13 protein-coding genes and 2 tRNA genes are annotated in these 15,923 nt (G+C 49.9%); 3 read left to right on the forward strand and 12 right to left on the reverse strand.

What is annotated here, in order from left to right; genetic code table 11:
- Positions 1-65: 65 nt before the first annotated feature.
- From ACFI32_RS01520 to ACFI32_RS01530, 3 genes are all read right to left on the reverse strand, one after another.
- The gene (locus tag ACFI32_RS01520; RefSeq protein ID WP_462624723.1) at positions 66-722 is read right to left on the reverse strand and encodes an RDD family protein; all 657 of its coding nucleotides are present in this window, start codon (positions 720-722) and stop codon (positions 66-68) included.
- Positions 723-923: 201 nt separating this feature from the next.
- A tRNA-Arg gene (locus ACFI32_RS01525) sits at positions 924-1,000 on the reverse strand.
- 175 nt (positions 1,001-1,175) lie between these two features.
- A tRNA-Ser gene (locus ACFI32_RS01530) sits at positions 1,176-1,265 on the reverse strand.
- A 348-nt stretch (positions 1,266-1,613) separates the two neighbouring features.
- Between ACFI32_RS01530 and ACFI32_RS01535 the strand changes: the two genes are divergently transcribed.
- The gene (locus ACFI32_RS01535; protein ID WP_462624724.1) at positions 1,614-2,423 is read left to right on the forward strand and encodes a hydroxymethylpyrimidine/phosphomethylpyrimidine kinase; all 810 of its coding nucleotides are present in this window, start codon (positions 1,614-1,616) and stop codon (positions 2,421-2,423) included.
- 85 nt (positions 2,424-2,508) lie between these two features.
- Here the strand turns inward: ACFI32_RS01535 and ACFI32_RS01540 are convergent, their stop codons facing one another.
- The 8 genes from ACFI32_RS01540 to ACFI32_RS01575 all read right to left on the reverse strand — a co-directional run bounded on the left by ACFI32_RS01540 (position 2,509) and on the right by ACFI32_RS01575 (position 10,863).
- Positions 2,509-3,069, reverse strand: coding sequence for a YggT family protein (locus ACFI32_RS01540; protein ID WP_462624725.1), 561 nt, complete (start codon positions 3,067-3,069; stop codon positions 2,509-2,511).
- A gap of 150 nt (positions 3,070-3,219) precedes the next feature.
- Positions 3,220-4,050, reverse strand: a complete 831-nt coding sequence (gene proC, locus ACFI32_RS01545) for a pyrroline-5-carboxylate reductase (RefSeq protein WP_462624726.1) — start codon at positions 4,048-4,050, stop codon at positions 3,220-3,222.
- Between the two features lie 292 nt (positions 4,051-4,342).
- On the reverse strand, positions 4,343-5,965 hold the full coding sequence (gene tilS / locus ACFI32_RS01550) for a tRNA lysidine(34) synthetase TilS (protein ID WP_462624727.1): 1,623 nt from the start codon (positions 5,963-5,965) through the stop codon (positions 4,343-4,345).
- Between the two features lie 154 nt (positions 5,966-6,119).
- Complete coding sequence (locus tag ACFI32_RS01555; RefSeq protein WP_462624728.1) at positions 6,120-6,923, reverse strand: acetyl-CoA carboxylase carboxyltransferase subunit alpha; 804 nt, start codon at positions 6,921-6,923, stop codon at positions 6,120-6,122.
- A gap of 242 nt (positions 6,924-7,165) precedes the next feature.
- Positions 7,166-8,698: an exopolyphosphatase gene (gene ppx / locus ACFI32_RS01560; RefSeq protein ID WP_462624729.1), complete on the reverse strand. Its 1,533-nt coding sequence runs from the start codon at positions 8,696-8,698 to the stop codon at positions 7,166-7,168.
- A 133-nt stretch (positions 8,699-8,831) separates the two neighbouring features.
- A complete protein-coding gene (locus ACFI32_RS01565) occupies positions 8,832-8,978 on the reverse strand; it encodes a hypothetical protein (RefSeq protein ID WP_462624730.1) in 147 nt (48 codons plus the stop codon).
- A gap of 126 nt (positions 8,979-9,104) precedes the next feature.
- The gene (gene hemL / locus ACFI32_RS01570) at positions 9,105-10,406 is read right to left on the reverse strand and encodes a glutamate-1-semialdehyde 2,1-aminomutase (protein ID WP_462624731.1); all 1,302 of its coding nucleotides are present in this window, start codon (positions 10,404-10,406) and stop codon (positions 9,105-9,107) included.
- Positions 10,407-10,509: 103 nt separating this feature from the next.
- Positions 10,510-10,863: a zinc ribbon domain-containing protein YjdM gene (locus tag ACFI32_RS01575; protein ID WP_462624732.1), complete on the reverse strand. Its 354-nt coding sequence runs from the start codon at positions 10,861-10,863 to the stop codon at positions 10,510-10,512.
- A gap of 344 nt (positions 10,864-11,207) precedes the next feature.
- Between ACFI32_RS01575 and ygfZ the strand changes: the two genes are divergently transcribed.
- Both ygfZ and ACFI32_RS01585 read left to right on the forward strand, forming a co-directional pair.
- Positions 11,208-11,960, forward strand: coding sequence for a CAF17-like 4Fe-4S cluster assembly/insertion protein YgfZ (ygfZ, locus tag ACFI32_RS01580; protein WP_462624733.1), 753 nt, complete (start codon positions 11,208-11,210; stop codon positions 11,958-11,960).
- 85 nt (positions 11,961-12,045) lie between these two features.
- The gene (locus ACFI32_RS01585; protein ID WP_462624734.1) at positions 12,046-13,371 is read left to right on the forward strand and encodes a D-amino acid dehydrogenase; all 1,326 of its coding nucleotides are present in this window, start codon (positions 12,046-12,048) and stop codon (positions 13,369-13,371) included.
- 100 nt (positions 13,372-13,471) lie between these two features.
- Here ACFI32_RS01585 and ACFI32_RS01590 read toward each other — a convergent pair whose 3' ends face one another.
- Positions 13,472-15,640 carry a molybdopterin oxidoreductase family protein gene (locus tag ACFI32_RS01590; RefSeq protein ID WP_462624735.1) on the reverse strand — a complete coding sequence of 723 codons (2,169 nt, stop codon included), beginning with the start codon at positions 15,638-15,640 and terminating at the stop codon, positions 13,472-13,474.
- Positions 15,641-15,923: the final 283 nt, after the last annotated feature.

The following is a 15,923-nucleotide window of genomic DNA, read 5'->3' on the forward strand; positions in this document are numbered from 1 at the left end:
CGGTATTGTTTTTGAGTCACTGCCCAACCACGGCGCGTGTATGGTTGGGCTTTTTTACGTATTGGTTACTGATCCTGCTGCTTGCGATTGCGAAATGAGCGCCACAGTCCTTCGTGCTGCACTTTGGGCATCTTGAGCGTAATGGTGTTTGAGAGCATGTCTTGCACCGCCAAGCCGCGCCCATTAAACAAGCAAAACACATAGTTAAAGATCAGTCCCAAAAAGGCACTGGTCAGCATCGCGGCGCGCGTACCAGCGACCAGCACACCGATGATGGCAAATATCGCAGGCATCAAACAAGCAGCAAAGATACGCTTAAACGCCTGCCCCCATGTTAGTAGATGACCAGTGTCACTGACAGTCTTTAAACGCCATGTTTGCATACCAAGTGTCTGCCCACCACGCCGCCAAAACAAACCGTAAAAACCGACCAGCGTTAAGACAAAGGTAGGGGTCATGACCGCGTTTTGATACCATGTGGGCAGCTGGCGCGCCTCATCAGAGTTGATGCCCGTCTGCATGGTTAAGAGCGTACCAATCACGACCAGTACAGCGCCCACCAAAAACAGCAATGCTAAAATCAGCATACCATCATAAATAATAGCGACGACTCGCGTCATAGGCTTGGCGATCACTGGTGTTTCGTTATCCGCTGATTGCGGCGCGTGGCTTGGCTGGGTCGTTGGACGTTTGGTAGTAGCTTTTGGTCTACGTTTTGACATGATACAGGCTCATAGCAAGCGGTGAATGGTGCCGCTATTGTACCGTAATTCGGCGTGGCATCGTATATTATACTGACTGGGCACTGTCAGTCGGAGCAAAACACACAGACATAAAAAAATCGCCATAGTGTCATAAGACAGGCGATTGATTTAGTTATTGATTGATTATGCCGTAATAAATCAATAAGGTTGTTATGCAAATGGTGCGCCTGGAGAGATTCGAACTCCCGACCCCTTAGTTCGTAGCCAAGTGCTCTATCCAACTGAGCTACAGGCGCTTATTTTGCATATCATTTACTGGTAATGAGTAATCATTTTTAGTAAATTAGGTTGGCTATTATATAGATAAATAATCAGTTGTCAATGTTTTTTAGCAATTAAAATCAAATATTTTGACGTCAGTTGCGATATTGAGCAGCCATATTATTTTGGTCTATAACAACCGATAATAAATGGCGGTGAAGGAGGGATTCGAACCCTCGATACGCGTTAACGTATGGTTCCTTAGCAGGGAACTGGTTTCAGCCACTCACCCACTTCACCGAACGATATTAGACTTTTTGTGTATCGTTGCTACAGATACGTCTCATGTCGTGGGCGAGTATTATAGCAAAGCCAAAACAAATTGCAACCCTTATACAGCGGTTATGGCACAATTTTTTAAATTAATGTCGAATCACGTCTCAAAAGCGCGTTATTACCACTGATAATGCTCGGCTTTACATTCAATAGCGTAGATTTGGGACATAACAAAGACGTCATCTAAACGAGTGTTAGCGATAGCATTGCCACATGGATTTTTTGGGCAAAGGTGGCTATAGTAAGTGCTGTACATGCTGCAGGGTTATCCATCAGCATACAGCATCTGATAGCGATCAAAAAGGAGCGGTTATGCGACCAGTGGTATTGTGTTTTTCAGGGTTAGACCCCTCAGGCGGCGCGGGGATACAAGCAGACATTGAAGCCATTGGTCAATCCGGCGCGCACGCAGCCATTGCTTGTACCGCGCTCACCATCCAAAGCTCGCAGCAGGTATTTGGCTTTGAGGCCAGTAGCGCGGCGCTGCTACAAGCGCAGGCCATGGCAGTGCTCGATGATCTGCCCGTACGTGCGATCAAATCTGGCATGCTGGGCACCACAGACAATATCGCCCTACTCACCCAGTTGTTTGCAGAGCACACGATCGCGTCAGACATACCGTTTGTGCTCGATCCTGTCCTGGTCGCCAACAGCGGCGGTAGCCTTGGTGATGAGCGCACGTTGGTAGCGGCTTTTCAAAACTTGCTGCCTTATGCTCATTTGGTCACGCCCAACACGCATGAACTGCGGGCACTGAGCGGTGAGCAAGATTTGCACCTTGGTGCCAAAAAACTGTGCGCACAGGGCGCGCATGCGGTGCTGGTAAAAACCTCACATGACTTTGACAGCGGTGATATTGAGCAGTATTTATATGTGGCAGGTGAGATGGTACATCAAAGTACGTTGCCGCGCCTAGCGGGCGAATTTCATGGCTCAGGCTGCTCGCTTGCCAGCTTTATCGCTGGGCGTTTGGCGATGGGTGATGCGCTGGTCACTGCGGTACGCCGCGCCGATGCGTGGATCACAAAGACACTGCGCGCCGCCGATGTCCCGCACCCAAAAGATCCGCAAGCACAGCTGATACCCAATCGCTTTTTGATAGATACTAATGCTTCACTGTGACGATTTATACTGATGATAAGTATAAAAAAACGCGCTCATCGGGCGCGTTTTTTGTACTGGCTGACAACTGGCATGATCGGCGTTTTTAACCCAGCATGGGCATAAAGCTCGCCGCCAAACCACCAATGAACATTTCTAACAAAATAAAGGCAAAAAAGGCAACCATGGGCGATAAGTCTAACATACCAATGTTTGGCGTGATGCGGCGAAACGGTGCCAAAATAGGCTCAGCCAGTTGCATGATAATACCAATGATCGGGTGCTGAGATTGGGTGAACACCACAATCCAGCTGACGATGATGGAGCCAATCACCAAGTAACGGCACATACGCAAAAAGTCTAACACCAAGCTCAGCGAGCCCATAAAAAACAACTGAATCGGGGCGATGCCATGATGCGCCAATGCTGCTTTACCTGAGATGTCAATCAGGCGGATTAAGAACATCAACACAATAGCAGCAAGACTGATGCGCCCTTGCCCAACCGTTGGAAAGATACGCTCGAATACATCCACCACGTGCGTCGCCTTGTAAGCAGGGCTGACCAGCGGATTATGGGCGTCCATCCCTGCAAACTGCAGCATAAAGCGGATAAACACCAGCAGCATGGCAAAGGTGGTCACCATATCAAAAATCTGAAATAACATGTGGTTTATGACTCGCTACTTAATGTGTTGTTATCTTGCCACACCGATTGACCGCATCGCAACATAACGACTGAACCAATAGAGACCCGCAGACAAGGTGATAAAAATGCGCCGCTACTTGCGTGGGCAATACAGCGGCAGTATATAGACTTACTTCATCTCTTCGCTAAGCGCTTGACTGCGGTCATAGCATGCCTGCATGGCCTCAGCGATTTGACGACCAATCTCATTGGCTTGCATGGATTCGACGGCGGCTTGGGTGGTACCGTTTGGCGACGTCACTTTACGGCGCAGCTCAGCAGGAGCGTCATCGCTATTCATGGCCATTTTTGCAGCGCCAAGCATGGTTTGCATGGCAAGCGCTGAGGCTTGTTCTTTATCCAGTCCCAAAGCCACTGCACCATCGACCATCGATTCGATGAAGTAGAACATATACGCTGGCGCTGAACCTGACACGGCTGTGACTGCATGCATATGTTCCTCGTCATCAACCCACATGACCAGTCCTGATGCGTCCATTACCGCAGTTGCCAACTCTTTTTGTTCGGCTGAGATATTGTCTGTGCCATAAAGACCCGTCGCACCCATTTGAATCATCGCAGGGGTGTTGGGCATGGCACGGACAATATTGCGATAGCCGCCAAGCATGTCTGACAGCAGGTCGGTCGACAAGCCTGCAGCCACTGAGATGACCAACTGCTGGTCGAGCGCGTCAGCAAAAGCACTGACGACGGGTTTCATGACCTGCGGCTTCACCGCCAGAACCACCACATCAGCATCGACAACTGCCGCTTTGGCATCAGCTGTAGGATCAACGGTATTCATGCCTTTGTCCGCCAGCTGCTGACGCACCTGCTCGCTTGGATCTGCCACAGTGATCAGCTCAGGCGGTACGCCGCATCCTAAAAGTCCACTGATCAAAGCCTGCGCCATATTACCGCCGCCGATGAAGCTGATTTTTTGGTTATCTAGTACTGACATTGCTGCCCCCTAATTGGCAAATTGCAAAAACAATAACGCGCACATAACGCGCTATAAAATGACAGCTAGTTTAGCATACTGGCGCTTGAGCTGTTTGACAAATTCGTGACAGCAGCCTGCCATGTAGGCGCACCATAACTGCCAAAATATCAAGGTGATAAGCCGTTAACAGGCGCATAAAGAGCCGTTAACGAGATTGGGGCATGACTCTACTTTAAATAGGGTCATAAGAACGAGATAAACAGCCGCTAAACGAGGCAAGTAGCACAGATGATATCAAGGTATTGACCAATTATTTGGCACCGTTTGTCAAAGCTGTCGCCATTTTTAGCTGATTACAAAACCCATCGAAGGCGGTTTTGGGCAGCAGGGCTGATTTGTTAAAGCCCAGTAACCAGCACTCAGTGGGTGAAAGCAAAAAGAGCGGCACGGCGGTATCGTTTGGCGTCGGTGCCACGCTCACCACCACCAGACTGGCGCGCAGCCAAACCGGAATGGCTAGCGTCTGATACAGCCGCTTACCTGTTTGCGGACGCATGGCAAAAGCGGTCTGTACCCGCGCTTGACCCAGCGGCATGACCTGCAAGTTCAGATGCTCATATTGCGGTAACTGATCAAGCCATGCTGGACGCTGCATCTCTGTATTGACTCTACGAGACGCGTTGGCATGATGTTGTAGTAACGCCATGATGGCCGCACTGGTACAGGTAAGCTGCCATGTATACAACTTGTCTGCGCGCAAGTACAGCGCAGCGGTATGGCTTGGTGCAGCGATGGGCAACGTTACCATTTGCATTGTGGTCGGCTGCGTCAGCCACGTCAGCCACGTCTCACTCAAGCAGTATAGCTGCTGCTGATAACGGCGTACCACGTAGCTGTGAGTACGTGCTTGCCAGTATAGCTGGGTCTGGTGATCGTTATCATCACGCTGAGCAAGCTGCCAGACATCATCAATCAGTTGCTTGGCAGGTGGTAGTGGCTCATCTTGCCCAAGCCATGTGTGCAGGCATTGTCGCTGCTGAGAACTTGGCAGTTGTTTTAAATTCGCGATTGCCAGCACGCGCTGGGCAGGCGGATAACATAAACGGGGTATGGCGGTTTTTTGCACGTCTTTGTCCGCTTGCGCTGCCACCGTTTGCGCGGCATCAGTGAGCAGCTCGGCACTGCGGGCGATATTGTCAATCACTTGCGGATTGTGTTTGGCAAGCGCGGGTAAGATATCGCGGCGCATACTGCTACGCACGTTATCTCCGCTACTGTTGGTGGGGTCTTCGATATACGGCAACTGCAAATGCTGGGCGTAGCGGTTGATACTGGCGCGACGCACGGACAGCCATGGTCGCCACAAGATATGCTCCTGACCATCAGCTTGATGGACGCGCCACGGCTGCATTCCAGATAAGCCTTTGATGCCCGCACCTTGCATCAAGCGTATCAATACCGTTTCGGCTTGGTCATCGGCATGATGGCCAAGCAGCAGTACGTCACCGCGATTCATCTGCGCGCGCATGGCTTGATAACGGGCTTGGCGAGCGGCTTGCTCATCAGTGCCTGCCACGTTTACCGTCAGTATGCGGCACGGTAGCTGCTGGGCGTCTGCCCATGCCTGCACGTGCTGCGCCCAGTAGTGGCTATCTGCTTGCAAGCCATGATCGACATGCAGCAGCTGCGGCAAAAATGGCCACTTACCCTGTCGGTATAGCTGCGCACAACACGCGGCGAGCACCATCGAGTCACGCCCGCCGCTACAGGCCAGCCAAATGCGCCGACCACGCAGCGCCGTCCGATAATGAGCAAGGCTACTCAATAAGGCAGCAGCAAGCGGCTCGTCTACGCCTTGTGGCAACGAGTCTGTGATAGTGGTGATGGGATAAGGCTGGATAGCAAGGCTGGGATACGGATGGCGGTTGGTCATGTTTGATCTTAGGGACAATAAATCGTGGCAAGGCACTATTACTCACCCATCGCACAGTTTTGGTTGTTGTGCACGTCTAGGCGTGCCACTTGTAGCGATCATAGCCACTACAAACAGCACGCCCAGCATATGTCAGTCTATGATAGTGCGGTGCTTAGCAAGGCAGCATGACTTCTGAATTAAAAGATTTAAGCTTCTGATAGCGCTGCTCGCAGCGGATATCGGCATCCATATCTTTTAGGTCATCTACTTGCTCAAGTAACAAGGTCTTGAGTGCGTCCATGACTGGCTGCGGATGAACATGGGCGCCTTCACCTTCATCAATCACGGCATCAATCAAGCCCATTTGATACAAGTTGATGGCATTGAGTTTCAGCGCCTCACTGGCATCTTTGGCTTTTTCAGCCGTTTTCCACAGGATAGAAGCACAACCTTCAGGAGAGATGACCGAGTAAATGCTGTTTTGGAGCATGTTGACTTTGTCACCCACACCAATGGCCAGCGCGCCACCTGAGCCACCTTCACCAATAATGGTGACGATCACAGGCACTTTTAGGCTAGAAAATACCGCGATGCTCTCTGCAATCGCTTGCGCTTGTCCGCGCTCTTCAGCACCGATACCAGGATAGGCACCTTGGGTATCCACAAAGGTCATTACAGGGATATTAAAACGCTCAGCCATTTTGACCAAACGAATCACTTTGCGATAGCCTTCAGGATTGGCCATACCAAAGTTATGCTCGATACGCTCACGGGTACTGCGACCGCGGTGTTGACCGATGACCATCACAGGCTGATCGTTAAAGCGCGCCAGACCACCCAAAATGGCTTTGTCGTCGGCAAACGCACGATCGCCGTGCAGCATATCAAATTCGGTGAACAGCTGATTGACATAGTCCATAAATAATGGACGCTTGGCATGTCTTGCGAGCTGAACGCTATCCCAGACGGTACTCATAGACGATTCCTTTTCATCGTTGACGGATGTGTTGGTCATGGTTGATTTTCATATAGAGCAGTTTTTATATCTAGCGCATAGACAACTGTTAAAAGTAAATGCGGCTAAAATAAGTACAGTTGTAAACTCAATGCCAGCTATAGTAGCACATCTGATATGCCATAGCATTACTGAGAATAGCGCTTTTGTAGCGCTCAACGGCGGCCATTTTGTCGGCGATAGGCGGACAAACTAGCGATGGGTTATGCCGATTCTTCGACGATATTTAAGGTGATGTCCCATTTGGCAAACTGCTCAACCTCGGCTTCCAAATCCTGCAACAAAAAGGCGTAGTGCTCGTTATTGCTGTTTGGGGTGACTTGCCATGTATCGCTATCGATAATCTCCAGTGCCATCATCGGCGGCTCATACTCGCTGCGGCTGTGATGCGCCAGCACCGCTAGGCGCAGCAGCAAACACAGATCAACCAGCTGCTCACCGCCAACCGCCAAGGTCTGATCTAAAATGTCTGATTTGAGCTTGCGGCGATGACTGAGCAGCAGCTGCGCCATGCGCTTTTGATCCACTTGCGAAAATCCTGGAATGTCAGCATGCTCAAGCAAATAGGCACTGTGGCGATGATAGTTGCTGTGGCTGATCGCTAGACCCACCTCATGCAAAAACGCTGCCCGTCTGAGCAGGTCGGCATCATCATTGTTTAGCCCCAGCGGCGCTTTCACTTGGGCAAACAGGCGCTGACTGGTGGAGACCACTTGTTTGGCTTGCTTTTGATCGACCGAATAGCGGGCGATTAAAGCCTGCACGCTGCGGTCACGTACATCTTCGCTGCTAAAGCGTCCCAGCATGTCATACATCACGCCCTCACGCAGCGCGCCGTCAGAGTAGCGCAAGGTTTCAATGCCCAGTACTTTCATCACCGCACGCAGCACTGCAACGCCTGCAGGAAAGACCGCTTTACGGTGTTCTTTCACACCTGTCAGCTCGATATCATTGACGTCACCGATTTTGACCAGCAGTTTTTCAAGATTTTTGACGCCTTGATAGGTGACGCATTCTTGATCGTCTGACCAGCCTTTAGACACCAGTACGTTACGCACCGCTTTGATGGTACCGCTTGAGCCAATCACACTGCTCCAGCCTGTGTCTTGATACTGACCATTGATGGCCAATACTTCTTTGCGCGCCGCAGCAATGGCTTTGGTAAAGGCCGCCTCGGTGATTTTACCATCAGCAAAAAAGCGCTTGGTAAAGGCCACGCAGCCCATTTGTAAGCTTTCAGTCAATAGCGGCTCAAACCCTTGGCCAATAACAAATTCTGTTGACCCACCGCCAATATCAACCACCAAACGCTTGTCACTACTGGCGTTGGTATGTGAGACGCCCAAATAAATCAAGCGCGCCTCTTCGCGTCCAGCGATGATCTCGATCGGCTTTGGCAAAATTTGATTGGCTTGTTTGATAAAGTCGCTGGAGTTTTTAGCGCGGCGCAAGGCATTGGTAGCGACGATACGAATGCGCTCAGATGGCACCGCATCCAAGCGCGCGGCAAAACGGCTTAAGCACTCAAGCCCTCGCTGCTCGGCGTCCTCACCCAAAAAGTTATTGTCATCCAAGCCTGCAGCCAATTGCACTTTCTCGGACATGGAGACCACTTTGCGTACCTCACCATGGTCAAGGCGAGCAATGGCGAGGTGAAAACTGTTAGAACCAAGATCGATGGCGGCCATCAGCTCATCATCGGCGAGCGGCGGATTTGTAGCGTCAGTATTGGGCATAAGCAAAGTCGTTACCACGTTAGGTGAGGTTAGGTGATGTTGAGCGATGAAAGAAAAAAGGCCCCATGCGCGCAGCAAGCCACAAACAGCGGCGCCTTACTGTGCATCATCGGCAGGTGTTGTCATTAAAGCATTAATGCCAAATACTGGCAAGCAACACGCCACCAATGGGCGCAATAACCTGCTGTCGAGCTGGATTGCATGATCGCGGCACAGCGGCGCTCTCAACCAGTGGTACTATGAACAGCGGTACTATGAATAAGTTGGTAAATTGGCTCATTATAAATCATCACGCGCGATGCTCTGTACGCACTCTGTTTGAGCTTTACTTTATAGACGTAAAAAAACAGCACCGCGATGGGTGCTGTTTTTCATTATGCAGTAAGGTGTGACAACAATTGGGCGTTTATGCAGCGGCCATTTCTGCAAATATTTCATCAGCGGCGGCAATAGAAGCATCAATATCTTCATTGCTGTGCTTAATCGACATAAAGCCTGCTTCATACGCAGATGGCGCTAAGTAAATACCACGATCAAGCATGCCGTGGAAGAACGTATTAAAGACGTCCATGTCGCACTCTGTCACATCATCAAAGTTACTTGGGGTGTCGGTTTCGCTATCTTTGACAAAGAACATACCAAACATGCCGCCCAACTTGTTGGTGCGCAAGTTGATACCATGCTTATCCGCCGCCGCCTGAAAACCATCGACCAGATGATCGACTTTGGCCGTTAGGTCGTCATAAAAACCGTCTGCTGTTAAGTCTTCAAACATCGCGATACCTGCACGCATCGCCAATGGGTTACCTGATAACGTGCCTGCTTGATAGACGCCGCCAAGAGGCGCGATGCACGACATGATCTCTTCTTTACCACCAAATGCACCCACTGGCAGACCTGCACCAATGATTTTGCCAAAACAGGTCAGATCAGGCTCAATACCAAAGTGTGCCTGCGCGCCGCCAAGACCGACGCGAAAGCCCGTCATGACTTCATCAAAAATCAATACCGCGCCATGTGCAGTACACTGGGCACGCAAGGTATCATGGAATTCTTGCGCTGGAATGATCATGTTCATGTTACCAGCGATTGGCTCTAGAATGACGCACGCAATCTCATCGCCCCATTTTTCAAAGCAGTCTTTGATCGCTTGTGGGTCATTATAAGGAATAGTAATCGTGTGCTTGGCAAAATCGGCGGGCACGCCTTTAGACGTTGGCTCACCGATATCGAGCATCCCTGATCCTGCCTTGACAAGCAAACTGTCAGAGTGACCGTGATAGCAGCCTTCAAACTTAACGATTTTGTCACGCTGCGTATAGCCACGTGCCAAACGAATCGCGCTCATGGTCGCCTCAGTCCCCGAGCTGGTCATGCGAATCATCTCAACACTTGGGACGATCTCGCAGATTTTGTCCGCGACTGTGGTTTCAAACGGCGTTGGCGTCCCAAAACTCAAACCATCATCGGCAGCTTTTTTGACTGCATCAATAACTTTCGGGTGTGCGTGACCCAAGATCATTGGGCCCCAAGAGCCGACGTAATCAATATAGGCGTTGTCTTCAGTGTCATAAATCTTGCTACCGTTGGCACGGTGCATAAAGATGGGCGTACCGCCGACTCCAGCAAAAGCGCGGACAGGTGAGTTAACGCCGCCTGGGATGTGTTTACTGGCTTGGGCAAAGAGTTGTTCGTTTTTGGTACTCATAAATAATCTCTATCCTGTTTTTTATGAAAAAATAAACGGCAGTAATCAACACCCCTTAGTCATGGGTGACCAAACAATGCAAACGTAGCACTGAGCGTTGCGGTTAGGCTTTTTTGACCACTGACGACTTAAGCTTCATGGGGCCATGTCCGTCAAGTTTACAGTCGATATCGTGACCGTCGGTCGCATCGGGCAACAGGCGAATGCTTTTTGCCTTGGTGCCGACTTTGATGACGATTGATGAGCCTTTTACCTTTAAATCTTTGATGACCGTGACCGCATCACCATCATGTAGCTCATTGCCAACCGCATCACGAATCACCGCATCTTGCTCAGCAGCGGCAGCAGCATCCGTCTCGGCCGCTGTCCACTCATGAGCGCACATCGGACATACCAGTAGCGCACCATCTTCGTACGTATATTCAGCATCACATTTTGGGCAATTTGGTAAGCTCATCATATCCTCGGCAGTCAGCAAATATTGGGAGTGTTGTAAAGCCTGTATTGTACCGCAACTCACCATTTTTAACCAATTTGTACGGTTGAAAATCGTGCGCCCTACCCAATCTATATACTAACTCACCACGCGGGTGCACCGCTGAGCACTCACGTTTTGGTAATAGCATTTTTGTGGTACTCTTCTTAACCTCATCTAAATTTATACGCACGCTTTTGCTCTGTGATAAAAGTGCCGATACAACGTGTTTAATAAAGTATTTATATAAAAGGCGCCTATAATTTTTATCACTTCAATTTCATCTCTATATTAATAAATAAGCGCTTAGCAGAAGGATAATAACAATGACACAGTCTCCAGATACCTCAGTATTGCCGCAGTTTTCGCAGTTGACCCTTCAAGGCGAGGACGCCGAAAAATTCTTGCAAGGGCAGTTGACTTGCGATGTTACCAAGCTTGGTCTTAGCTACCAAGCGGCTGCCATCGGCAACTTAAAAGGTCGTATCGAGTTTGGCATCTGGATCAAAAAACAAGCCGAGAAGCACTACGATGTGGTCATAAGCGCCGATTGTGCGGCGTCTTTGCAAGCACACCTGAACAAGTACGGTGCGTTTTCAAAGTTTGAGACCAGTGCGCCGACAGCGATTTACCCTTGCGTGCTGGCAGATGAGCCCACCTTTAGCCATAAAGAAGACCACAATACCGCTACCGATACTGAGGCATGGATGGCATGCAGTATCGCCACGGGGAACTACTGGATCGTCGCGGCGACACAAGGTGAGTTTCAGCCGCAAGAGCTGCGTCTACATCAGCGCGGCGGTATGGATTATGATAAAGGCTGTTATTTGGGGCAAGAAGTCATCGCTCGTATTTATTTCAAATCAGCGCCCAAAGCCTTTTTACACTACGTACAAGGTACAGGCACAGTGCCCGCAGCAGGCGATAAACTCGACAAGATCCAAGTGGTCAATGCGATGGAAAATAACAAAGGCTTTACAGCGCTTGTCGTGGCACGTCCTGAACAGCTGGCAGAAAGCGATTTGAATATATTGGATTTACCAGCAGCCCTGCAAGTGGATGTTGCACGCCCGAAGTAAATCGAATCAAGCAGGCAGCGTAGTAACGATGACGTTCAGCTAATACAGGGCTACCGTCATTCTTAACATAAGCATAGAGAATCCCATGACACATATTGCGGTACTCGGAGCAGGCGTAGTAGGCGTGACCACTGCGTGGTATCTACGGCAAGCAGGCTATGATGTGACCGTGATTGAACGTGAATCGGCGGCAGGGATGCAAACCTCATTTGCTAATGGTGGTCAAATATCTGTCTCCCATGCCACGCCGTGGGCCAATCCTGCCACGCCAATGAAAGCGCTAAAATGGCTGTTTAAAGAGGATGCGCCGCTATTGTTTCGCTTGCGTGCGGATAAAGATCAGATGCGCTGGGCGATGCAGTTTTTGCAGGAGTGCCGCGCTGATCGAGCCGATACCAATCTGGTGCAGATGGTGCGCTTGGGGCTTTACTCAAGAGATGCTCTACAACAGCTACGCACGGATATCGGTATCGAGTATGAGCAGCAAACGCGCGGTATCATGCATTTTTATACCAGCCAAGCGGAGTTTGAGGCCGCCATCGAGCCCACTGAACGCATGCAAGCGCTTGGCTGTGAGCGCCATGTGATTGACATTGATAATGCGGCCAGCTTAGAGCCTGCGCTTTATCCCATTGCGCATAAGCTCACGGGCGCAACCTACACCAGCCGTGACGAATCGGGCAATGCGCACCTATTTACCCAAAGACTCGCACAGCGCTGTATCGATGCAGGCGTCACGTTTTTATATGATACTGAGATATTAGCACTCAATACCGATACCGACTCTCCCCGTCCTCATGTGCATAGTATTACTATTCGCCCAGAAGGCGAAAATGCGCAAACCTTTAGCGCCGACAGTCACGTGGTCGCGCTGGGCAGCTATAGCGTGCCTCTATTGAAGCCACTCAGCATTCATGTGCCCATCTTTCCTGCAAAGGGCTATTCGGCTACCTATAAAGTCAACCCACGAGCGCCGCATTTAGCACCCTTTGTCAGCTTGATAGATGATGAATTTAAGCTGGTCACCTCGCGTTTGGGTGACAAATTGCGAGTGGCTGGCACCGCAGAGTTCAATGGCTACAATCTGGACTTAAATGCCACGCGCTGTGAGGCCATTACTCGCCGCGTGCAGCAATTATTTCCCAAGGGTATTATCGCAAACTCGGTGCAATACTGGACAGGACTGCGCCCGATGACCCCCTCCAATGTGCCCTTGATTGGTCGCGCGCACCGTGGTCAAGTCAAACACGGTAGCCACAATGCGTCAGCCACCTTTGACAATCTATGGCTTAACACAGGACACGGTACATTGGGCTGGACGCATGCTTGCGGCTCCGCAAAAGCGATTAGCTTATTGATCCAAGGCGAGATACCCGACGTTGATTTTGATTTTGTGGGTGCAAGTGATTGACCTAATATGGACATAAAATACTAGGACGTGACACTTATAAAAAAAGGGGGCGCTTACACGATGTAAGCGCCTCCTTTTTATTTTGAAACAAGCCTTCAACCTATGCCATCACACCGTCTACTAGCGCCTCATCTGTATTGGCATCCAGCACCTCTAATTGCACAGGCACGCCATTGACGGCGGCATTACCACTCAGCTGATCGATTAAGGTATCGTCCGTTAAGTCATTGACACTGACACCGGCATGCTCTTGCGCAATCTTTTGCTTAACGCCTTTGCGCCCATGACCAAAGCCATGTGGGATACTCACCACCCCTGGCATCAGCTCATCAGTCACTTCTGCTGCGATGACCACGCTACCGACTCGAGAGGTCACTCTCACGTCTTGACCGTCTGTAATACCATGCGCTTCTGCCGTTTCTGGGTTCAGCATTAACGTACAGCGCGACTTGCCTTTGACCAGTCGATAACTGTTGTGCAGCCATGAGTTGTTGCTACGTACATGACGCCGACCAATGAGCAAAATCTCTTGATGATCGTATTGCTGCATCATTTCTTTGACGCGTGCCAAATCTGCCTGATAAAAATCAACATTGAGATTGATTTGCTTATCTGCATGCTTGATGGCCTCTGGTAACATGGGGTGCAGCGGTCCTAAGTCGATACCGTGCGGGTTATCTATCAGTGCATCCAATGTGACGTCTTTATAAGGGCCATATTTAAGACCCTGCTCAAGCAAGAACTTAGGTCCAAACGCTTTGGTTGCGGCACGCTCTTTTTGTACCGCCTCTGGCGCGTCTTTATCCAAACGATCGGCAAGCCCCAAATAAATCTCCCAGTCATGCTTCTCATTCTCTGTTTTTCTAAACAAGGCAGGCGAGTATTTGGCAACGTTATGTACGGCAAAGCCATTAAACGTGACATCGTAATGATCACGCTCAAGTGGTGATACGGGTGGCAGGATAATATGAGCATGACGACTGGTCTCGGTCACAAAGTAATCAAGCGACACCATGAACTCTAGCCCTGACAAGGCTTCGTCCAGTTTTTCGCCATTTGGTGTGCTGAGCACAGGATTGCCTGCGACACTCATAAAGCCTTTTAACTGACCTTCTCCTGCGACCAACATCTCATCAGCCATCGCCACCACTGGATACTCACCATTAAAATCTGGCAAGTTACTCACGCGGCTATGGCGTTTGCCCAAATAACCAGGACCCGAACTATTTACCACATCCAGCGCAGGATTTGGGAACATAAGCCCGCCCACTTCATCTAAGCGTCCAGTGACGATATTGATAACCATAGATAAGTACTGGCTCAGCAAACCAAACTCTTGCACCGAGATACCCATACGACCATAACAGACCGAGCTTTCGGCCTCACAAAACTCTTTGACGATACGTTTGATTTCAGTGGCGGTAATGCCTGTGATGTCTGCTACTGATTCAGGTGTGAACCCTTCTGCAAATGATGCAATACGATCAATCTCTGGCGTCAAATCTGCCATTCTGCCATCTACCTTGGCATAGCCTTGCGCGTAGATTTCGTTGAGCATGGCGAGTAGCAACAATACATCTGTCGCTGGACGAATAAAGTGATGCTCGCTGGCGATATCAGCGGTTTCGGTGCGCCGTGGATCGACTACCACCACTTTACCGTCACGCGCTTTGATGTCTTTTAACTTTTGGCGCATATTAGGCGCAGTCATGATACTGCCATTAGAGGCCAGCGGATTACCACCGATGATGAGCATATACTGCGTGCGATTGACATCAGGCACAGGGATACGCAGCATATGACCAAACAGGTGCATGCTGACGATATGATGCGGTAATTGGTCGATTGAGGTTGCAGAAAAGCGACTGCGCGTTTTTAGGCTGGTCAGTAACTGCTTGACGGTCAACATACCACCCATATTGTGTACATTTGGGTTACCCAAATAAACCCCAAACGCATTTTGACCGTATTTTTGCTGAACGGACTGGATGCCAGCTGCCACTTTATCCAAAGCCTCAGGCCAACTGATGGTTTTCCAACCGTCCGCTGTTCTCTCGACAGGGCCTCGCAAACGGTCAGGATCTTCGTGCAAATCCTGTAAAGCCGTGGCTTTTGGACAGATATAGCCTTGAGAAAAAGGGTCGTTTTTATCTCCTTTAATCGATAAGACTTTTTCGCCGTCGTGCTTGATTTCAACGCCGCACATGGCCTCGCATAAAGTACAGGTTCGAAAGTGGATTTGTGCTTCGGCTGACGTCGTGCTGACCATGGTCGCGCTCCCTATTGTGATGTATTCACTTTGGTATCCGTACCAAAGCGACTGTTGCCTCCTTAAGGCTATCGCCATTCCTATCGCAAGTCTACTGTTTGCCGCCCAGTAGAACTTATCCGTTCATCTTTACCTGATACGATACTGCTTGTTAAAAACACACCCAAAATCTGGATTTACTCACATATCACCCGTACTGATTATATTTAAGCAACACTATAAACAGAGTATATACAGACAGAGGCAAGCTGATTTTTTATATTGGACACACAAGTCGGCAAGG

It is taken from the genome of Psychrobacter sp. PSi21, assembly GCF_054960615.1.

What these genes read in the sequence shown, in the direction of transcription:
- ACFI32_RS01520 (WP_462624723.1), bottom strand. Translation starts at nt 722, where the DNA reads ATGTCAAAACGTAGACCAAAAGCTACTACCAAACGTCCAACGACCCAG.
- ACFI32_RS01535 (WP_462624724.1), top strand. Translation starts at nt 1,614, where the DNA reads ATGCGACCAGTGGTATTGTGTTTTTCAGGGTTAGACCCCTCAGGCGGC.
- ACFI32_RS01540 (WP_462624725.1), bottom strand. Translation starts at nt 3,069, where the DNA reads ATGTTATTTCAGATTTTTGATATGGTGACCACCTTTGCCATGCTGCTG.
- proC (WP_462624726.1), bottom strand. Translation starts at nt 4,050, where the DNA reads ATGTCAGTACTAGATAACCAAAAAATCAGCTTCATCGGCGGCGGTAAT.
- tilS (WP_462624727.1), bottom strand. Translation starts at nt 5,965, where the DNA reads ATGACCAACCGCCATCCGTATCCCAGCCTTGCTATCCAGCCTTATCCC.
- ACFI32_RS01555 (WP_462624728.1), bottom strand. Translation starts at nt 6,923, where the DNA reads ATGAGTACCGTCTGGGATAGCGTTCAGCTCGCAAGACATGCCAAGCGT.
- ppx (WP_462624729.1), bottom strand. Translation starts at nt 8,698, where the DNA reads ATGCCCAATACTGACGCTACAAATCCGCCGCTCGCCGATGATGAGCTG.
- ACFI32_RS01565 (WP_462624730.1), bottom strand. Translation starts at nt 8,978, where the DNA reads ATGAGCCAATTTACCAACTTATTCATAGTACCGCTGTTCATAGTACCA.
- hemL (WP_462624731.1), bottom strand. Translation starts at nt 10,406, where the DNA reads ATGAGTACCAAAAACGAACAACTCTTTGCCCAAGCCAGTAAACACATC.
- ACFI32_RS01575 (WP_462624732.1), bottom strand. Translation starts at nt 10,863, where the DNA reads ATGAGCTTACCAAATTGCCCAAAATGTGATGCTGAATATACGTACGAA.
- ygfZ (WP_462624733.1), top strand. Translation starts at nt 11,208, where the DNA reads ATGACACAGTCTCCAGATACCTCAGTATTGCCGCAGTTTTCGCAGTTG.
- ACFI32_RS01585 (WP_462624734.1), top strand. Translation starts at nt 12,046, where the DNA reads ATGACACATATTGCGGTACTCGGAGCAGGCGTAGTAGGCGTGACCACT.
- ACFI32_RS01590 (WP_462624735.1), bottom strand. Translation starts at nt 15,640, where the DNA reads ATGGTCAGCACGACGTCAGCCGAAGCACAAATCCACTTTCGAACCTGT.